Below are 16,814 nucleotides of genomic sequence, written 5' to 3'. Positions count from 1 at the left end.
GACTGATTTTTACTCTATAATTTAAATATCACTTAATAAAACTTCATACAATGGCGCTACAATCTCCAATCACTGCGACTAGCTTAGAGCAATTGTCTTGGACATGGCAAGGTCACACCATCCCCTACACTGTGCGGGGAGAAGGACAACCCCTAGTATTAATTCACGGTTTTGGGGCATCTATCGGTCATTGGCGCAAAAATATCCCCGTTTTAGCGGAAAATGGCTATCAAGTCTATGCCCTAGATCTTTTGGGATTTGGGGGTGCGGATAAGCCCGCTTTAGATTATAGTCTCAACCTTTGGCAGCGGCAAATACAAGACTTTTGGCGGGAAAAAATCGCAAAACCGACGGTATTTATCGGTAATTCCATCGGGGGACTGATTACCTTAATGCTGATGGCAGAATCTCCCGAAATCACTGCCGGAGGCGTAATTATCAACTGTGCCGGGGGATTAAACCATCGTCCCGAAGAATTAAATTTTCCGCTGCGTTTAATCATGGCTGCCTTTACCGGTTTAGTTAGTTCTCCCGTGACAGGAAAGTTTATTTTTGAACAGGTAAGGCAGAAAAATCGCATCCGTAACACCTTAAAACAAGTTTATCGCGACCATACCGCGATTACCGAGGAATTAGTCGAAATTCTCTATCAACCCTCCTGTGATGCGGGTGCGTGGGGAGTGTTTGCATCGGTGTTGACGGCACCCCCCGGACCTTCTCCCCAGGAATTATTACCGCCAATCGATCGCCCTTTATTGGTACTCTGGGGAGAGGATGACCCTTGGACACCGATCGCCGGTTCGGTAATTTACCAAGAAAGAGCTAAAATGGGAAATAATACCCAATTTTATCCGATTGCCAAAGCTGGTCACTGTCCCCACGATGAACATCCCGAAAAAGTTAATCAATTAATTTTGAGTTGGCTGTCGGAAATGGGGATTTAGTCAGTTATCGAAGATTTTAGGGATTAATAGTTACTGGAGAAATCTGCCAATCGGGGCGAAGATTTTTCGCCCCTTGCAGATAGACGTGCTGCATTTCCCCTTGTAGTTTGGGAGTATTAACGTGGAGAATTACCCGAATACACTTGTCCAGACTACCAGCGACCTGCATCTGTTGCACATCGAGGAGGGGGACATTTTGCCAATGGGGACGTTCGCGAGCGATAGCAGCGGGGAAAATCGCGTCTAAATCCTGAGTTGCCGTAAAGATAATACTAACAATATCATCGGGATCGAGACTATTGTGAATTTCGATCGCTTCGAGGAGTTCTGTTACTGCTTCTCGTATAGCTTCAATAGTATTAACCGTTACTGTCGTCGCTCCCCGAATGGCTCGAACCTTCCACTGCACGATTGTCATCCTCCGCTAATCCTGATGAGTCAATTTTAGGGGTTAACGCGCCCTTTTTCTCGACTTTAATCTAGCCATCAGGGGCGGTATAACCACAATAGTTGTCCGTTAACTTCCAATTCAAATTCTAGACGCTGTAGGGTTTTTTGTAATCCTAGGGGTATTTGGGAACGATTGCCCGTCAGACGACTGAGGAGGGGTTTCGGTTCTTCGATAGTCTGACATTTAGTTTTATCTGGGGGTAATCCTGCCAATTCTAGCGCCCAAAGTCGGGCATCTTCCTCGGTTCCCAAGCGATCGACCACTCCTAATTCTAACGCCTGTTGACCGGTAAAAATGCGCCCATCGGCAAAACTTTTCACCTGATTGACATCTAAATTTCTCGCTCCGGCGACGGTTTGCAGAAATTGCTGATAACTGGTATCGATCATATCTTGGAGAATTCTTTCTTCTTCATCAGTTAATTCTCGATCGAAGGAGAGAATATCTTTATAGGGTCCCGATTTAATCACTTTAAACGAAACTCCCACCTTATCCAACAATCTTTCCAGATTGTTCCCTCTCAGGATAACACCGATCGAGCCGGTAATCGTGCCGGGGTTAGCCATAATATAATTAGCCCCCATACCGATATAAACGCCGCCAGAGGCGGAAATATTGCCAAAACTAGCGATTATTTTCGTGGTTTTTTGTAACCGCTTCAATGCTTCATAAATTTCTTGGGAATCCCCCACGGTTCCCCCGGGGGAGTCAATGCGGAGAAGTAGGGCGGGATATTGCCTTTCTTTGACGATTTCTAGGGCTTTTAAGACTCTTTGGCGGGTATCGGAGGCAATTGCACCTGTAATTTCTATTCGAGCGATTTGTTTGCGGGTTTTCGGTTTAAAAGGCCAGACCATCAGGTTTAAATATCTCTCAAAAAAGGACTCTTTCTAATCTAACGCTTTGATCGTTCTAGGTTAAGCAGACATTATATTTCAGAATTTAAGGACAAAATGTCTGGTTAAGTGTATAATAGCATTAAGTGACCAGAGTTGAGGTAGGCGAGGTGAAGATTTGGGCAAGGTGGAATCCTTTAATTTAGATGGCTTAGATCTGTTTTTCAATTCTCACGATCATTGGCCACCTCATTTTCATGTTCGTAAACCGGGCCAATGGGAAATTAGAGTTTTTTTCTTACTTTGTAATCAAGAAAATGGTCTAAATTTTCAGGTGAAATGGCCCGCCAATGCCAAAATATCTAGTAAGGAAAAAAAGCAAATACTCGACCACGTTTTAGCCAATCGTTCTACACTCCTGATTGAATGGGAGGCAAAAGTCTGTACGCAGGGGAATTAATCATGTTAAATAAGCCAGAAATTACTGTTATAATTGAGGATAAAGAAATTTATAATTTCTTGCCAGAGTCTCAATCTGTGCAGATTCTTTCTTTACCAGATTTAAAGAATATTGATTCTTTAAAAAACATCTTTATTTGTACTTCTTTGACCAGTTTAAAAGCAGTGTCAGATATTGCCAGAAATGCTAATGATAAACATCATCTGCGAGGTCTTTTTATCCGAGCAGACATTGATTCTATCTGCTTGCCGCAACTATTTAAACGGGCCAATTTACGCACCCTGCGAAATACCCTCGTTTATCGAGATTTTACTTTACCCACAAGGGTAATTAATGCTTGGATTTGGGGAGCGCAAGAGCATTTAATCGCCACAGCTTTAGTTATTGGGGAAAGTTTATTAATCAGTCGCTGTGATCTCAATGAGCTAGAAATTCCCTTTGCATCTATGCCAGCTTTACAGCGTATTCCTCTAGAAGAAAGAGAGAAGTTTATTATAGCAGAAGATGGTAGTTATATTCATTGGCCAGTCGTGGACATTCATCTTGATGTAGAGGCTTTTTTGAGTGTGATTGAACCAGTAGCAAAACAAAAGTTTGCAGCGATTAAATTAAAACATGATCAGATTTTTGGTCGAGCGATTGCCTCTTTACGCAAACAGCATCAACTGCGACAATCAGATATTATAGGAGTATCCGAGCGTCAAGTGAGACGCATTGAACAGGGAGAAGGAACAAAGGTAGAAACCCTTAATTTATTTGCCCAAGCTCACAAAATGGAACTTAATGATTATCTTAATGCTGTTGCTGGGTTAATCGATAATACTTCAGTAGATCTGGATAGTTTTACTCATCCAAATATCCCAGAAATAGATGATTTATTTAAACTTATGGGTACTGAAAATCCTGTTGAAGTAATAGAAAAAAAAGTTAACTCCGAATATATCAGTAGAGAGGAGTGTAACTAATGAAAGTTTTAATTGACCAAGATTTAATCACAGAAATATTGCTTAATCGTACAGGTAATAAATCATGTGAGTCGGGTAGGAAGCTTTGGGAGGTTATTAAAAGTCCCCATCAATCTCAAGAAATAATTTTTTATATAACTAGGCCGTGCGTTCAAAGGGTTTATACCCTGAGCAGTATGAATTCATCAAAAGATGCTGATAAATTGATTAATCTTCTGGAGTCTAGATTTCATATCTGTGAAGGTTCACCTACTATTTTTCAGAATGCGCGTCAATACGATTCAGATATTGAATCAGCCATCGAAGTAGAGTGTGGTTTGGCCATACCAGTTGATGCAATTATTACTCAATCTCCCCAAAAATATGTCTTTACTAAACAAAATTTATCTCTTTGGTCGGTAAAAAACTTTATTACTCGTTATGAATGTAACCTTTTACTAAAACAAGAGCATAATAATTACAAACCCAAATACGAACAGCTAACTTTATCTCTAAGTTTAGAATTTCTAGTAGATAAACCTTCCTTATCAACTTATATGGTACGAAATTCAATTACTACAGTAATCGAAGCATTAAAAATAATTCAAACAAGTGGCTACAAAGGTATAACCAAAAAAGAACTTAAGCAAAAATTAGAACGAAGAGACACAACAATTAATAGTCTTATTTGGGATTTGGAAAATTTTGACATGATATTCATCAATCATGAGAAAAAAATCTTAGCGGCAAGAGAGCTTATAGGTAAAGGAGAAGATGATATTTCTCAATATTTATCATTCGCCCTCAAAAAACATATTCTTATACAAGAAATCTATAAAGAATTAGAAATTCATAAGTCAATAACCCCCTGGCGAGTAGAAGAAATTATTGCTAGTATCTGTACTTCTACTTCTGGTAAACGACCCAAAGATAAAACCCTTAGAGATTATCGTTCTAGGGTGATTTCTTGGCTTACTTTTACTCGATTGCTAGAAAAGGGAAGATATAATACATTAACTATACCACGAGATAAAAGCTCTCATAAGATTAACTCCTCTATAGAATATAAACAATTACATTTGCCTCTAAATGGTATGTAAAATTATTTAACTTTGCTTCTGCAATATTTTCTCAGAACAAGTCTTTTTAACGTCAAATAATTATATTTAATCCCCGATTAATTCGAGTAATTGTGCTTCAGTTAGCTGAGTAATGCCCAATTCTAGGGCTTTTTCTAGCTTAGAACCAGCCGCTTCTCCTAGCACTAAATAATCAGTTTTTTTGCTGACAGAACCCGTCACTTTCCCCCCGGCTTTTTCGATTAATTCTTTCGCTTCCTCCCGTTTGAGAGTTGGTAAAGTGCCAGTAATGACAAAGGTTTTCCCTGCTAAAGTCGCTTTTGTGGTGGTGGTTTTTGCTGCTGCGGCAAATTGTAAACCCGCTGCCTGTAATTTAGCGACTAAATCCCGATTAGCGGCGATTCTAAACCAATCATAGACCGATTGAGCGATTTCTTCACCGATACCATAGACAGAGGCTAAATTAGTCACGCTGGCGTTAGCTAACTCCTCCACTGTCCGAAAACTTTCGGCGAGAATTTTGGCGTTAACACTGCCCACATAGCGGATTCCTAGCCCATAAAGTACCCTCGACCAGCTTTGATTTTTGCTTTGAGCCATAGCTGTAATCAAATTTAAGGCGGATTTCTCGCCCATTCGGTCTAATTTGGCAATTTCCGTTTTTTCGAGGCTGTAGAGGTCAGAAATAGCGGTAACTAATCCCTGTTCAATCAGCAAAATCACCACTTTTTCCCCTAATCCCCGGATATCGAGAGCATCGCGACTGGCCCAATGTACTACACTTCCCCGCAAAATCGCCGGACAGGAACTATTAACACAGCGCGTCACCGCTTCCCCCACCGGACGGACTAGGGGAGATTGACATTCAGGGCAATTAGTGGGCATCTGGAAGGGTAAAGTCTGGGGAGGACGCAATTCTGGCAGGATTCTCACCACTTCCGGGATAATTTCCCCCGCTTTGCGGATAATTACCGTGTCACCGACTCGGATATCTAATTCGGCCACTCGATCGCTATTATGTAAAGTAGCCCTTTGTACGGTGGTTCCTGCTACCTGTACTGGTTCCATCACCGCCATGGGTGTGACTGCGCCGGTGCGTCCCACATTGACGATAATATCTTTAACTACCGTGGGGACTTCTTCGGCTGGATATTTTAAAGCGATGGCCCACCTGGGGAATTTTTGGGTGAATCCTAACCGATTTTGTCGCTGTAAATCGTTGATTTTGACTACGACACCATCGGTCATGTAGGCTAATTGATGACGTTTTTCTTGCCAATCTTGATAGTATTGCGCCACTTCTTGCAGGGATGGACAGAGTTGACGGTGGGGATTAACCAGAAATCCCATGGTTTCTAATCTATCTAAGGATTGCCATTGAGTAGTGATATGGTTATCGTCTAAATGCAGGGTATAGGCAAAAAATTGTAAGCGTCTTTTATCAACTATTTTCGGATCTAATTGTCGTAGGGTTCCTGCTGCCGCATTGCGGGGATTAGCAAAGAGAGATTCCCCTTTTTCTTCTCTTTCTTGATTGATTTTATCGAAGGTATCGAGGGGTAAAAAAGCTTCGCCGCGCACTTCCACAATTGCCGGGGGATTGTCTATATTTAAGCGTAAAGGAATAGAGCGAATTGTCCGCACATTGGGGGTAATATCTTCGCCAGTGACTCCATCCCCTCTAGTAACACCTCTGACTAAAAAGCCGTTTTCGTAGGTTAAAGCTAACGCGGAACCATCGATTTTTAATTCACACACATATTCCGTGTCTTGGGTTTCATTTACATATCTTTGCCAACGGCTGCCCCATTTATTTAATTCTTCGAGGTTAAAGGCATTTTCGAGACTATAGAGGGGAATATTATGACGGACAGAAACGAATTGACTAGAGATTTTATCTCCGACTCTTTGGGTGGGACTATCGGGGGTGATTAATTGGGGATAACGCTTTTCTATGTCTTCTAATTCCCGATAAAGTTGATCATAAACGCTATCGGGTATAAAAGGATCATCAAGAACATAATAAGCATAACTGGCCCTTTGTAGTTCTGTTTTTAGTTGTTGGCAACGTTGTTGGATTTCTAAGGGGATAGTCATAATCAAATTCAATCACTGCTGTGGTCATATTTCTAATCTCTTGACATTGTTCAGCAGTTAAAATCATTAAGTCTGGGATTCTCGATTTAGCTTTATCGGTGCGAATTCCCACCGTAGCAGGCATAACTTTCCAAGTGAGATTTAATCTTTTAATTTCTGCTATTAAATAATCATAAAGAAAGGCAAGAATTAAAGCATGAAAGCCACTAGCGGGAGGCATGGAAATTAATTCTCCGTTAAATAATTCGTACTTATTATCTGTGGAGTCCTGATAATTTAAATATTCTGTAAAGGTATATATTTTTTGTTGGGTAGCAATCATGATAACCTCCAGCCGAGATTTTACTATTCAAAGACCATTTGAGGAGTTAATTTTAAATCAGGAAATGTCACCGATATTATCCTATCTTCCTGATTAAATTCTGCCAGTTCATAAAATCCCGAAATCAGGGTTAAAACCGATATTTTTAGGGACATAGGATCGATAATCCAGTATTCAGGAATGAAATTCAATCACTGCTGTGGTCATATTTCTAATCTCTTGACATTGTTCAGCAGTTAAAATCATTAAGTCTGGGATTCTCGATTTAGCTTTATCGGTGCGAATTCCCACCGTAGCGGGCATAACTTGCCAGTCTAATTGTAGCCTCTCTATTTCCCTTTCTAACACCTTAAATATATATCTAAGTATCAAAGCATGAAAGCCACTAGCAGGAGGCATAGAAATTAATTCTCCGTTAAATAATTCGTATTTATTATCCGTGCAGTCCCGATAATTTAAATATTCCGCAAAGGTATATAATTTTTCTTTGGTGACAACCATAATAATCTCTAGAAAAAACTTAACTGAATCTCCTTAAGGGGGGTAGGGTTGATTCATGAATCAACCCTACTATAAATCAACCCTACTATAAATCAACCCTACTATAAATCAACCCTACTATAAATCAACCCTACCATGAATCAACCCTAGGGTTAGGGGGGAACTGACAATTTTTAACACCTAGCTTTTTACTCAGATTCGATATCCTCAACTTTTTTGGGAACTGTTGCAGTTAAAACCTCATTTCCTGTGGCAGTAACTAACACATCATCTTCGATACGGATACCGATACCCCGCCATTTTTCCGGCACTTCCGGCTGTCCTTCAGCAGGTTTAATATCGGGGGCGATATAAATACCCGGTTCCACGGTTAAAACATGACCGGGCTGCAAATTTTGCCAAGTTTCTTCGTTAACTTTATAACCTCCTGCATCATGGACATCTAATCCTAACCAATGACCAGTTCTGTGCATATAAAAAGGCTTATATTTTTCCTCTTTAATTATCTCATCAATATCGCCGACCAATAGCCCTAAATCTACTAATCCCTCCACAATTGTCCTCACGGCTGTGTCATGAAAAAGATTATAAGGATTACCTGTTTTTACCACTTCAATCGCCTTTAGTTGAGCTTCCAGAACAATTTCATAGATAATTTTTTGTTCGGGGGTAAATTTACCATTAACGGGAAAAGTGCGGGTAATATCACCGTTATAGTAATTGTAGGCACAACCGGCATCAATTAACAAAAGCTCATTTTCTTGTACTTGGCGATTATTGTTGATATAGTGCAGAATACAGGCATTAGCACCACTAGCAACAATAGAAGGATAAGCAGGACCCATACCCCCTTCTAGACGAAAAGTATGCTCAATTTCCGCTTGAATTTGATACTCATAGTGACCAACTTTGGTAAATTCTCTGGCCCGATTATGTGCCTGTGCTGAAATAGCAGTTGCTTGGCGAATATTGTCCAATTCGGCTGCGGTTTTCAGCAAGCGCAAAGGATGGAGAATAAAATTAGTATCTTCTAAAGCAGTCGGTCCAGTGCCGCGACGGGGAAAAGTGGCGATTAATTTTTGCCAGTGATTGAGAACATTTGTATTAAAAGTTTTGTCCCGTCCGAGATGATAATAAATTCGTTCGGCTTTTTCGAGATATTGCGGTAATTTTTCGTCCAATTCTTGGATAGAATAGGCCTCATCAGCAGCAAAAATCTCCTTTGCTCCTTCCACACCGTGGAGATAGCCGGTCCAGGTTTCTTTTTCTGGGTCTTTTGGCTGTACGAACAGGATAAACTGATGTTCGGGGTGATGGGGTGCTAAAATCGCCACCGCGTCCGGTTCATTAAATCCTGTCAGGTAAAAAAAGTCACTATCCTGACGATAGGTGTATTCTACGTCATTGTGCATGACCGCCATGGGCGCACTGCGAAAAATTGCGGTTCCATTGCCGATTTTTTCCATTACCTGCTGACGACGCTGCTGAAACTCTCTGCGATCGATGCCCATAGATATTCCTAAAAATGTCACAATAAGTCCTAGAGTCTATTATCGCTAATATTTTTAATTTATGACCCCTGAAGAACCGGATTTTTCCCAAGATATCATCGAAAGGCGCGAGTTTACCCTAGCAGATTTTATCGCTCAAGAGGGGGCGGATTTCCTCAAAGGGGAATCTCCCGTCCCCAAATTGGTGCAAGTTACCACAGAGATTAAACAATTTATTGCCGCTCATTTAGGTGATTCTTCGGGAGCTTTGCAGATAATTTTACAGCTTATCGTCGATGAAGAATTAACAAAAGTCAGTCAAAATTTAGATAATCCCGTTCAAGCTTTACAGTTAATCCTAGAAGAAATTTTAGACAATCAAGAATTACTCTATGAATTAGTACACCGAGTCGATGTGAAATGGGGACAATTATACGGGGAACGTCCCTATTTTCAACAACCCCATCAAAAACCTCACCCTGAAGACGAATACACCCACAATTCCGTCAGAGATAAGTTAGTCAGTTTATTAGCCAGATTAGAACCGAATAAGTAGTAGAGTCTATAGCAGTTAGGCTCTCTTATTCTTTGTGTTATGAGTTTAACTTATATAGGAGCGATCAATCTTTGTGTCCTTTGTGTCTTTGTGGTTTTTCCCATAGGAGACTCCGAGACGATTCAAGATATACCTTATCTTTATGAAAAACTCTGTATTTTAATTATTTCTTAATAGAAACCAACAGGACTGACAAGGAGAATCTATCCCTAGACAGACAACCGGGGGGCGGTCAGAGGTGAAAATAGTTGTAAGATCAAAAAATTCTCCGATAACTGTTGCCCTATCCCCCGCGTGCCTACCTATTCCTACTATACCGCCGATGTTTTTAGCGATTGCATTTTTGGCGGTAATCCCTTGGCGGTTTTTCCGGAAGCATCTGGATTAACCCGCACCCAGATGCAAAAAATCGCCGCCGAATTTAACTTCTCGGAGACAGTCTTCGTTTTTCCGCCAGAAACGCCCCAAGGCAGCAAAAAAGTCCGTATTTTTACCCCCAGTACCGAATTACCCTTTGCGGGCCATCCTACCGTCGGCACGGCCTATATTTTAGCCCTAATCGGTGCTATTCCCCCTTACCGAGAAACCACGATTTATCTAGAGGAAGGAGTCGGTTTAGTACCGGTAAAAATTCTCATGGAGGGGGAAAAACCGGTCTATAGTGAGTTAAAAGTGGCACAATTGCCCGAATTAGTGACGGATACTTATGCTCTCGATGATTTAGCGGCGATTCTTTCCCTAAGCGTTGCCGATTTCTTACCCGGTTATCCCCCCCGCGCTTTTTCCTGTGGTCTCCCTTTTTTATTCATCCCCGTCAAAAATCGCGATATTTTAGGGAAAATAAAACTAAATCTAAGTCTCTGGTCATCATTATTGGGACAATCCCCCGCTAATTCCCTTTTTGTCTGCTGTTTTGACCTAGAATCACCCCAATCTCGTCTCTATGGCCGAATGTTTGCCCCCGGTTTGGGAGTTATGGAAGACCCCGCCACCGGTTCGGCTGTGGCCGCTTTAGCGGGCTACCTAGGGGCCTTAGAATCTTCTAGGGAAGGGATGAATCAATGGACGATAATCCAGGGAGTGGAAATGGGCAGACCCAGCAGTTTACAATTAAAGTTCCAGAAAAACAACCGTAAAATTACGGAAGTTTCTGTGGGTGGTGCATCAGTTCTGGTCTGCCAAGGTAAGATGATAATTCCCGATGGGGAAACAAAAAGCCCTACAAAAGGGTTATTGTGATAATTATTCCCTGAAATCGGTGAGAAACAGGAAAGGATTAAAATTTTGGACTGGTATCATTTAATCGAAAATCTCTATATGGAGAAGAAAAAAGCTTAATCCCGCAAAAAAGCGAGGGGATAACTCATATTCTCAGCAAAGCCCAAGATACCTCCATCTCGATGCTCATAGAGTAACTTTCCTTGACTATCAAATAAAAAAGTCCCTCCCCGTTGGGTGAGATAACTACTATCGGGGATATATGTTGACCAATTGCCCAAAACTTGACCCATATTACGCAGTCTCAGGGTGGCTAATTCAAAAGGTCGCTGAAAACCTTGACCCCCAGCAAGATTGAATAGGGAACCCCGGAAAGGTGGTAAAGGCCGCGCTTGTATTGTTTCCTCCTCGGCAATTAATTGGGGGGCTTTGCGATCGCCAAGATAACCCCGCAGCACTTCGGCCAGAGTCCCCGGACTACCCACACCCGCACACATCAAAATTAGATTTAACCAAGCATTTTGACCGGGGGAAAATCTGGGTAATTTTAACGATAAACCGCGATACAGTCCCAATAAATTATGTAATTCAGCTTTGGGGTCAACAAAAAGCCAATCTTGCCGAAATTTCGTATATTCAGCGAATTTTAAACCTGAATTGCGATCGCCGATACCGATGGCACGAATGGTGATCCCAGCATTTTGCCAAAGGGCCGCCTCTTTTTCTAACCACCAAGCGTATTCGAGACTGTCAAAATCTCCCAATTGCGGCCAAACAAGAATTAAAAGACGTTTATAGTCGGCACAATCGCTTAAAATTGGCACTATTTGCCCATCGCTGACCCTTTGGCGTTGAATTGTTGAAAATATTTCATAGATGCTGCTCATAGGTAAATTTCTCCCAATAAAACCGCTGCTTTTGCCCCCGTGACTTGCGGTAAATTACCGGGGAAATTGTGCCAGCGCCAATAGGCCAAAAGGGCAAAAGCGATCGCTTCTTTAAAATCGCTATTTAATCCTACCTCATCGGTGGTCAAAAGCTTGACATTTGACCCCAAATGTGCTAGGAGTCGTTGGCGCAGGTAGGAATTACGAGCGCCACCACCGCAGAGCAGCACTTCCGCAGGCATTTCTGGCAAAAAGGTTTGATAGCTGTGAGCGATCGAAATGGCGGTTAAATCGGTTAAACTAGCCAACCAGTCGGCATCACTGAGGGAATAAGCTTGGGCATCCTCGCGCAATTGGGCTAGATAGGCGGGGCTAAATAACTCTCTGCCGGTGGATTTAGGGGGATATTGTTGAAAATAAGGCTCCTGTAGCCATTTATGAACTAATTCCGAGCAGGGTTGACCCTGGGCCGACCATTGACCGTTATGGTCGTAGGTTTGTTGGCCTTGGCTCAAAAATTGTACGGCCAAATCGATAAGGACATTGCCCGGTCCAGTATCCCAACCGAAAATTTTTTGCTGCCAATTTTCCGTTTGTCGGGGGGGTAGATAGGTTAAATTGCCAATACCGCCGATATTTTGAACGCAGCGGGCTTTGGTGGGGTGAGAAAGCAGATAAGCGTCAATTTTCGGCACTAGGGGCGCACCGTGACCAGCTTGGGCGATATCGGCAGCGCGAAAATTACTAATGGTGGGGATACGGGTAATTTTTGCGATCGCTGCTCCCCGTCCTAATTGTACCGTGTAACCGAGGCGATCGTTTGCAGGGGGTCGATGAAAAACGGTTTGACCGTGACTGCCGATTAATTGGGCTTTTGGGGCTTCTTTTTGGATATTTAAAGCGGCACGGGCGAATTCTGCGGCGATATCATCATCTAAGCTGGCTAAAGCTTCAATAGATAGCTTTTCTCCCCCACAGACTTGTAAAATTGTCTCGCGTAATCGGGGGGAATAGGGATAGGTTTCCCCTGCTAATAACTGCACCTGTGGAGATTCCACCGTACCGCTAATCTCCACTAAAGCGGTATCGATGCCATCCACCGATGTGCCACTCATTAAACCGATAACTAACAAGTTTTTTCCCTCAAGTGTCGATTGTTGATTATTTTATCCCCCCCCGACAATAGTAACAATTTCTAATTTATCCCCCTCCTTGATTTCCGTGTTTTCCCAATACTGACGATGGAGGATTTCCCCGTTATATTCCACTGCAACTAACCGAGGATTCATGCCCAAATTTTCTAGCATTTGCGCTAGTTTAGTTGCGGGTAAACAGGTTTGAGTTTTGCCGTTGATTTGCAAGGTTATTTCTGACATGGATTTGGATACGAACAAATGAATTAATCGGAGTATTTAGGAGACAGGAGACAGGAGACAGCTTTTTTCTCCCCACACCCCACACCCTACACCCTACACCCTACACCCCACTTCATAATTCATAATTCATAATTCATAATTCCCACACCCCACACCCTACACCCTACACCCCACTTCATAATTCATAATTCATAATTCATAATTCCCCCTCCCCACACCCTACTTTAATTGGGTTAATAATTGTTGTGTCACCACATCGGGGTGCTGCGCTTCCATGATGGCCCGGACTACAGCCACCCGTTGCGCTCCTGCCTCTAAAACCTCTTTAATGTTATTACTATCAATACCACCGATCGCAAACCAGGGTAAAGGGCAATTTTCCCGCGCATAACGGACATATTCCAATCCTGCCGGGGTTTTTCCTGCTTTGGTGGGGGTGGCATAAACTGGACCAACTCCCACATAATCGGCCTTTTCTTGGATTGCTTTGGCCATCTCTTGGGGATTAGTGGTGGACCGGCCGATAATTGCCGTCGGGCCGAGAAATTGCCGCGCTAGGGAAATCGGTAGATCCTGTTGACCGAGATGAACACCATCAGCATGAACGGCCTTAGCAATATCGACGCGATCGTTCATAATAAATAAAGCATCGTAACGGTGGCATAACTCACAGAGTTTAGCAGCTTCTTCTAAACGAATGGTATCAGCGGCGGTTTTATGGCGGTACTGCACCAATTTTAAACCTGCTTTTAGGGCTAATTCAACGATTTCTAACAGATTTTCGGCGGGAGAAGTGACTAGATAGAGGGGATATCCTTGCAGTTTTTCCAGAGGTGGAGAGATTAATAGTTTACTCTCTAGCTGATAAACCCGATAGCGCAGCTGTTTACAGGCTATCCCTAGCTCTAGATCATAGAGTTTACCGTATTCTTCTAAAACCCTAAAAGCCTCCTGCACGCGAGCCAGATTTGCTTGCAGCAGTCCCTCGACAGTCTCCCGGATTTCTTCCCTGGGATGACTTAAATCCCTGCCGATATCGCCGGCCGTGTCCCGATGTCGTTTAAGATCGATCGAGTGCCAACTAGCTAATTGATGGCGCATTTCTTTACATTCTTGGGCTAAATCGGGATTATCTAAGCCAAAACGACACCATTCTTCGATAATTCGCAGTCCTTCTCTGGCGCGGTCAAGGTTAGCATCGAGAATCCGTTTAATCGCCGTGGTTTCTAGTTTCATTTGCCGTCAATGTGGAGTTATTATAGCCGTTAGCCAATTTGATCCCCCTCAATCCAGCTTGGAAAACGGAACTTTCCTGGTTTTCCCCCCTTTTTTAAGGGAGGCAAGGGGTAGGGTTGATTCATGAATCAACCCTACCTTGAATCAACCCTAGGGCAAGGGGGGATCATATTGTCTTTATCATCTAAAATATTACTATTTTTGGCCGTTGTTCGGGGAACAGTAGAGGCGGCATCAGACAACTAAAAAGAGGGATGAGAAACCCACGGCAAGGGTAATTTTAACCCACACGGATATTCTTAAGCGCCCCTAGGTGTTCTAGTAATTGCTGATGAGCCTGGTCATGTATTGGGTAGAGACTATTGTAACAGATGGTGACGAGGGATTGGATATCCTCGACTAAATCCTCAGCTGCAATGGATTTCTGGGGTTGATTGAGGAGAATAACTTGGATTTTGAAGATACCGCACAAACCCAAAATAAAATCATGACAAAAGCGACTCACACTTTCCGCATGGGTTAAAACTAGAGATTTCACCTCACCGTGACAAATCATCTTCACTAGACGCATAAAATTAGGGTGATTGTGGCTGACTCCGTCGCCGATATCGGTGAGAATTTCAAAGGGTTGACCCTGCTGACTACAAAAGTCTTCTAACGCTTTTATTTGGGTGTCTAATTGTGGTTTTTGTTCAGGTCGATTAACACGAGCATAGCCAACAATAAATCTGGTTTCTTGGCCAGATTGTAAGAGATCTCCCGGTCGAAATCGGCGATGACCGCCACGGGTACGAATTGAGGTAATTTTCCCCTGTTGTTCCCAGCGCCGGAGGGTTTTAATGCTAACTCCGAGTAAATCCGAGGCTTCTCGAATAGTGATGAGAGTATTCATAGTATAGAACTCGGTTTTAATTAAAGAAATTTATCGAGGCAAGGTTGTCCAACGTTAGACAGTCGGTTGTCCAATTTTATATTGGTATCACCCTACAATGGTGAGTCTAGATGATTTATAAAAATTAGTCATACCCCTTTAGATAGAGATGAGTAGGTAGGCGTTAAAAATTATCAGACACCCCCCTTATCAAGGCTATCTTGCCCGGTCCATCGAAGGCTCTCCCCCTACTTAGAGTGATCAGCAAACCTGAGCGATAGTAACGGATTTTGTCCACAATGTAGGGGCGAACTGTGTTCGCCCAAAAGGTACATTATCAAAGCGCAAGTCCCTTAATTCTTATGCAATTCCAGTTTTAACGATCAAAACTGTTAAGTTTTATCCATTGTTCCTCTCTTGATAAAGTTTTGTAACAATTTGAGAGATTTTTTTTTAAGTAGAGCCTGTTTATTTGTCCAACTTTCACAAAAAAGCCTAAGTATATTTGTCTATTTTTTGGGACAATTGTGTTTAATAAAAACTGCCATAAGTTGGACGAAAATATATAAATATTGTCAAAAAAGTCTTCTAAAAATTTTGTTTTTTTGGGTAGATTTTTAGTTATATTTTTGTCAAGACAAGCAAAAAAAAACAACGAGCCTAATACTCGTCTAAATTTTTTTGATGTCTATAGTAACCATAAATGACACTCGATAATTTAGTCATCATGACAATCAACAAATTAGCCACAATCCTCTGGGGTGTAGCTACCCTCGGCATCGCCACCGCTATGGCTACCCCCGCTCAAGCTAGTTCTTTTACCGTTCCACTTGTAGGTGGCAATGGTTTTGTCAATGCTACTATTACTTCTGGCGGACTCTCGATCGGCGCAACGGTATATGATTCTGTTAAGCTTGGCGACCAATTGTTCTCCGATTTCAGTTTCGGTGGCGATGTTGGTGCAGGCGATAAACTGAGATTCGTTCTCAATCAAGATGTTTGGACTGTAAATTTTCGTGAAGAAACTAGCTTGGGTGTTGCCAATGGTACATTGGAATACAAAGTCAAGATTGTCGCTATTTCAACCCCCCCCCTAGTTTTCGATACGATTATATTCGATACAGATATATCTGGACTGGGTGGAAGCACAAATTATCTCGCTACCAAGAAGGTTTTCACACTAGGTGGTACTCCGCTTATCACCCTAACTTCCACAAACGGCTCTGACGCCTTTGGCAGTATTCTGTCTTTCAATGCTAGTCCCATCAAAGTGATCGATACCTTCACAAGTCTTCACAGTAACTCTCTATTACAATCTTCCACTAACAGCTTCACTCAAGACCTAGACCCCCCTAGTTCTATCCCCGAACCTGGTACTATCCTCGGACTTCTGGGAGTGGGTGGTTTAGGAATGGTTTCCCGCTTCAAGAAACAAAAATAACAGTTACCAATGTCTTGCACACATTGATAACTGTGACGTTGAACAAGAACAGCTAAAGGTTAGCTCCCCGTCTGGGTTTCTAGCTTTTAGCTTTCCCTGTAAGTA

17 protein-coding genes and 2 pseudogenes are annotated in these 16,814 nt (G+C 42.3%); 8 read left to right on the top strand and 11 right to left on the bottom strand.

Annotated features, from left to right (window positions below):
- The first annotated feature begins 50 nt into the window (after nt 1-50).
- The gene (locus LW728_RS14690; protein WP_287671116.1) at nt 51-944 is read left to right on the top strand and encodes an alpha/beta fold hydrolase; all 894 of its coding nucleotides are present in this window, start codon (nt 51-53) and stop codon (nt 942-944) included.
- A gap of 16 nt (nt 945-960) precedes the next feature.
- Here LW728_RS14690 and aroH read toward each other — a convergent pair whose 3' ends face one another.
- Complete coding sequence (gene aroH, locus LW728_RS14685) at nt 961-1,362, bottom strand: chorismate mutase (protein WP_004163623.1); 402 nt, start codon at nt 1,360-1,362, stop codon at nt 961-963.
- A 68-nt stretch (nt 1,363-1,430) separates the two neighbouring features.
- Nucleotides 1,431-2,252 (bottom strand): signal peptide peptidase SppA, encoded by an 822-nt coding sequence (gene sppA / locus LW728_RS14680; RefSeq protein ID WP_004163622.1) that lies wholly within the window; start codon nt 2,250-2,252, stop codon nt 1,431-1,433.
- 166 nt (nt 2,253-2,418) lie between these two features.
- Between sppA and LW728_RS14675 the strand changes: the two genes are divergently transcribed.
- From LW728_RS14675 to LW728_RS14665, 3 genes are read left to right on the top strand one after another with little or no spacing between them, the layout of a single operon-like run.
- Nucleotides 2,419-2,691, top strand: a complete 273-nt coding sequence (locus tag LW728_RS14675) for a DUF4160 domain-containing protein (protein ID WP_254066512.1) — start codon at nt 2,419-2,421, stop codon at nt 2,689-2,691.
- 2 nt (nt 2,692-2,693) lie between these two features.
- A complete protein-coding gene (locus LW728_RS14670; RefSeq protein ID WP_287767107.1) occupies nt 2,694-3,656 on the top strand; it encodes a DUF2442 domain-containing protein in 963 nt (320 codons plus the stop codon).
- The gene (locus tag LW728_RS14665; RefSeq protein WP_287767105.1) at nt 3,656-4,735 is read left to right on the top strand and encodes a hypothetical protein; all 1,080 of its coding nucleotides are present in this window, start codon (nt 3,656-3,658) and stop codon (nt 4,733-4,735) included. Before LW728_RS14670 ends, LW728_RS14665 begins: the two co-directional genes overlap by 1 nt.
- Nucleotides 4,736-4,801: 66 nt before the next feature.
- Here LW728_RS14665 and ligA read toward each other — a convergent pair whose 3' ends face one another.
- The 4 genes and pseudogenes from ligA to LW728_RS14645 form a co-directional block, all read right to left on the bottom strand.
- Nucleotides 4,802-6,811 (bottom strand): NAD-dependent DNA ligase LigA, encoded by a 2,010-nt coding sequence (gene ligA, locus LW728_RS14660; RefSeq protein WP_287767103.1) that lies wholly within the window; start codon nt 6,809-6,811, stop codon nt 4,802-4,804.
- Nucleotides 6,812-6,815: 4 nt separating this feature from the next.
- Nucleotides 6,816-7,133 (bottom strand): annotated as a pseudogene (locus LW728_RS14655) (Uma2 family endonuclease); the annotation flags it as partial.
- A gap of 23 nt (nt 7,134-7,156) precedes the next feature.
- Nucleotides 7,157-7,634 (bottom strand): annotated as a pseudogene (locus LW728_RS14650) (Uma2 family endonuclease).
- Nucleotides 7,635-7,822: 188 nt separating this feature from the next.
- The gene (locus LW728_RS14645; RefSeq protein ID WP_287667521.1) at nt 7,823-9,145 is read right to left on the bottom strand and encodes an aminopeptidase P N-terminal domain-containing protein; all 1,323 of its coding nucleotides are present in this window, start codon (nt 9,143-9,145) and stop codon (nt 7,823-7,825) included.
- 61 nt (nt 9,146-9,206) lie between these two features.
- Between LW728_RS14645 and LW728_RS14640 the strand changes: the two genes are divergently transcribed.
- From LW728_RS14640 to LW728_RS14630, 3 genes are all read left to right on the top strand, one after another.
- Complete coding sequence (locus tag LW728_RS14640; protein ID WP_002800369.1) at nt 9,207-9,680, top strand: hypothetical protein; 474 nt, start codon at nt 9,207-9,209, stop codon at nt 9,678-9,680.
- A gap of 39 nt (nt 9,681-9,719) precedes the next feature.
- The gene (locus LW728_RS14635) at nt 9,720-9,854 is read left to right on the top strand and encodes a hypothetical protein (protein ID WP_002800366.1); all 135 of its coding nucleotides are present in this window, start codon (nt 9,720-9,722) and stop codon (nt 9,852-9,854) included.
- A 120-nt stretch (nt 9,855-9,974) separates the two neighbouring features.
- Complete coding sequence (locus LW728_RS14630; RefSeq protein ID WP_287767101.1) at nt 9,975-10,919, top strand: PhzF family phenazine biosynthesis protein; 945 nt, start codon at nt 9,975-9,977, stop codon at nt 10,917-10,919.
- A 95-nt stretch (nt 10,920-11,014) separates the two neighbouring features.
- Here LW728_RS14630 and LW728_RS14625 read toward each other — a convergent pair whose 3' ends face one another.
- The 5 genes from LW728_RS14625 to LW728_RS14605 form a co-directional block, all read right to left on the bottom strand.
- Nucleotides 11,015-11,785: a peroxiredoxin-like family protein gene (locus tag LW728_RS14625; RefSeq protein ID WP_002800364.1), complete on the bottom strand. Its 771-nt coding sequence runs from the start codon at nt 11,783-11,785 to the stop codon at nt 11,015-11,017.
- Entirely contained in the window at nt 11,782-12,918 is a 1,137-nt protein-coding gene (locus tag LW728_RS14620) for an anhydro-N-acetylmuramic acid kinase (RefSeq protein ID WP_409772250.1), read from the bottom strand. Before LW728_RS14620 ends, LW728_RS14625 begins: the two co-directional genes overlap by 4 nt.
- Nucleotides 12,919-12,951: 33 nt before the next feature.
- Nucleotides 12,952-13,161, bottom strand: a complete 210-nt coding sequence (gene thiS / locus LW728_RS14615; RefSeq protein ID WP_002800362.1) for a sulfur carrier protein ThiS — start codon at nt 13,159-13,161, stop codon at nt 12,952-12,954.
- Nucleotides 13,162-13,380: 219 nt separating this feature from the next.
- On the bottom strand, nt 13,381-14,397 hold the full coding sequence (locus LW728_RS14610) for a thiamine phosphate synthase (protein WP_287767100.1): 1,017 nt from the start codon (nt 14,395-14,397) through the stop codon (nt 13,381-13,383).
- A gap of 280 nt (nt 14,398-14,677) precedes the next feature.
- The gene (locus LW728_RS14605; RefSeq protein ID WP_002801613.1) at nt 14,678-15,289 is read right to left on the bottom strand and encodes an IS607 family transposase; all 612 of its coding nucleotides are present in this window, start codon (nt 15,287-15,289) and stop codon (nt 14,678-14,680) included.
- A gap of 706 nt (nt 15,290-15,995) precedes the next feature.
- Here LW728_RS14605 and LW728_RS14600 point away from each other — a divergent pair.
- Nucleotides 15,996-16,709, top strand: a complete 714-nt coding sequence (locus tag LW728_RS14600; protein WP_287767098.1) for a PEP-CTERM sorting domain-containing protein — start codon at nt 15,996-15,998, stop codon at nt 16,707-16,709.
- Nucleotides 16,710-16,814: the final 105 nt, after the last annotated feature.

Source organism: Microcystis sp. 49638_E5, from assembly GCF_021300285.1.
Lineage (GTDB): Bacteria > Cyanobacteriota > Cyanobacteriia > Cyanobacteriales > Microcystaceae > Microcystis > Microcystis aeruginosa_C.
The sequence above is the reverse complement of the archived record's forward strand: the minus strand, read 5'-3'. Positions and strand labels throughout refer to the sequence as shown.

Excerpts from the sequence above, each read along its gene's own strand:
- LW728_RS14690 (WP_287671116.1), top strand. The coding sequence starts at position 51 with ATGGCGCTACAATCTCCAATCACTGCGACTAGCTTAGAGCAATTGTCT.
- aroH (WP_004163623.1), bottom strand. The coding sequence starts at position 1,362 with ATGACAATCGTGCAGTGGAAGGTTCGAGCCATTCGGGGAGCGACGACA.
- sppA (WP_004163622.1), bottom strand. The coding sequence starts at position 2,252 with ATGGTCTGGCCTTTTAAACCGAAAACCCGCAAACAAATCGCTCGAATA.
- LW728_RS14670 (WP_287767107.1), top strand. The coding sequence starts at position 2,694 with ATGTTAAATAAGCCAGAAATTACTGTTATAATTGAGGATAAAGAAATT.
- LW728_RS14665 (WP_287767105.1), top strand. The coding sequence starts at position 3,656 with ATGAAAGTTTTAATTGACCAAGATTTAATCACAGAAATATTGCTTAAT.
- ligA (WP_287767103.1), bottom strand. The coding sequence starts at position 6,811 with ATGACTATCCCCTTAGAAATCCAACAACGTTGCCAACAACTAAAAACA.
- LW728_RS14645 (WP_287667521.1), bottom strand. The coding sequence starts at position 9,145 with ATGGGCATCGATCGCAGAGAGTTTCAGCAGCGTCGTCAGCAGGTAATG.
- LW728_RS14640 (WP_002800369.1), top strand. The coding sequence starts at position 9,207 with ATGACCCCTGAAGAACCGGATTTTTCCCAAGATATCATCGAAAGGCGC.
- LW728_RS14635 (WP_002800366.1), top strand. The coding sequence starts at position 9,720 with ATGAGTTTAACTTATATAGGAGCGATCAATCTTTGTGTCCTTTGTGTC.
- LW728_RS14625 (WP_002800364.1), bottom strand. The coding sequence starts at position 11,785 with ATGAGCAGCATCTATGAAATATTTTCAACAATTCAACGCCAAAGGGTC.
- thiS (WP_002800362.1), bottom strand. The coding sequence starts at position 13,161 with ATGTCAGAAATAACCTTGCAAATCAACGGCAAAACTCAAACCTGTTTA.
- LW728_RS14610 (WP_287767100.1), bottom strand. The coding sequence starts at position 14,397 with ATGAAACTAGAAACCACGGCGATTAAACGGATTCTCGATGCTAACCTT.
- LW728_RS14605 (WP_002801613.1), bottom strand. The coding sequence starts at position 15,289 with ATGAATACTCTCATCACTATTCGAGAAGCCTCGGATTTACTCGGAGTT.
- LW728_RS14600 (WP_287767098.1), top strand. The coding sequence starts at position 15,996 with ATGACAATCAACAAATTAGCCACAATCCTCTGGGGTGTAGCTACCCTC.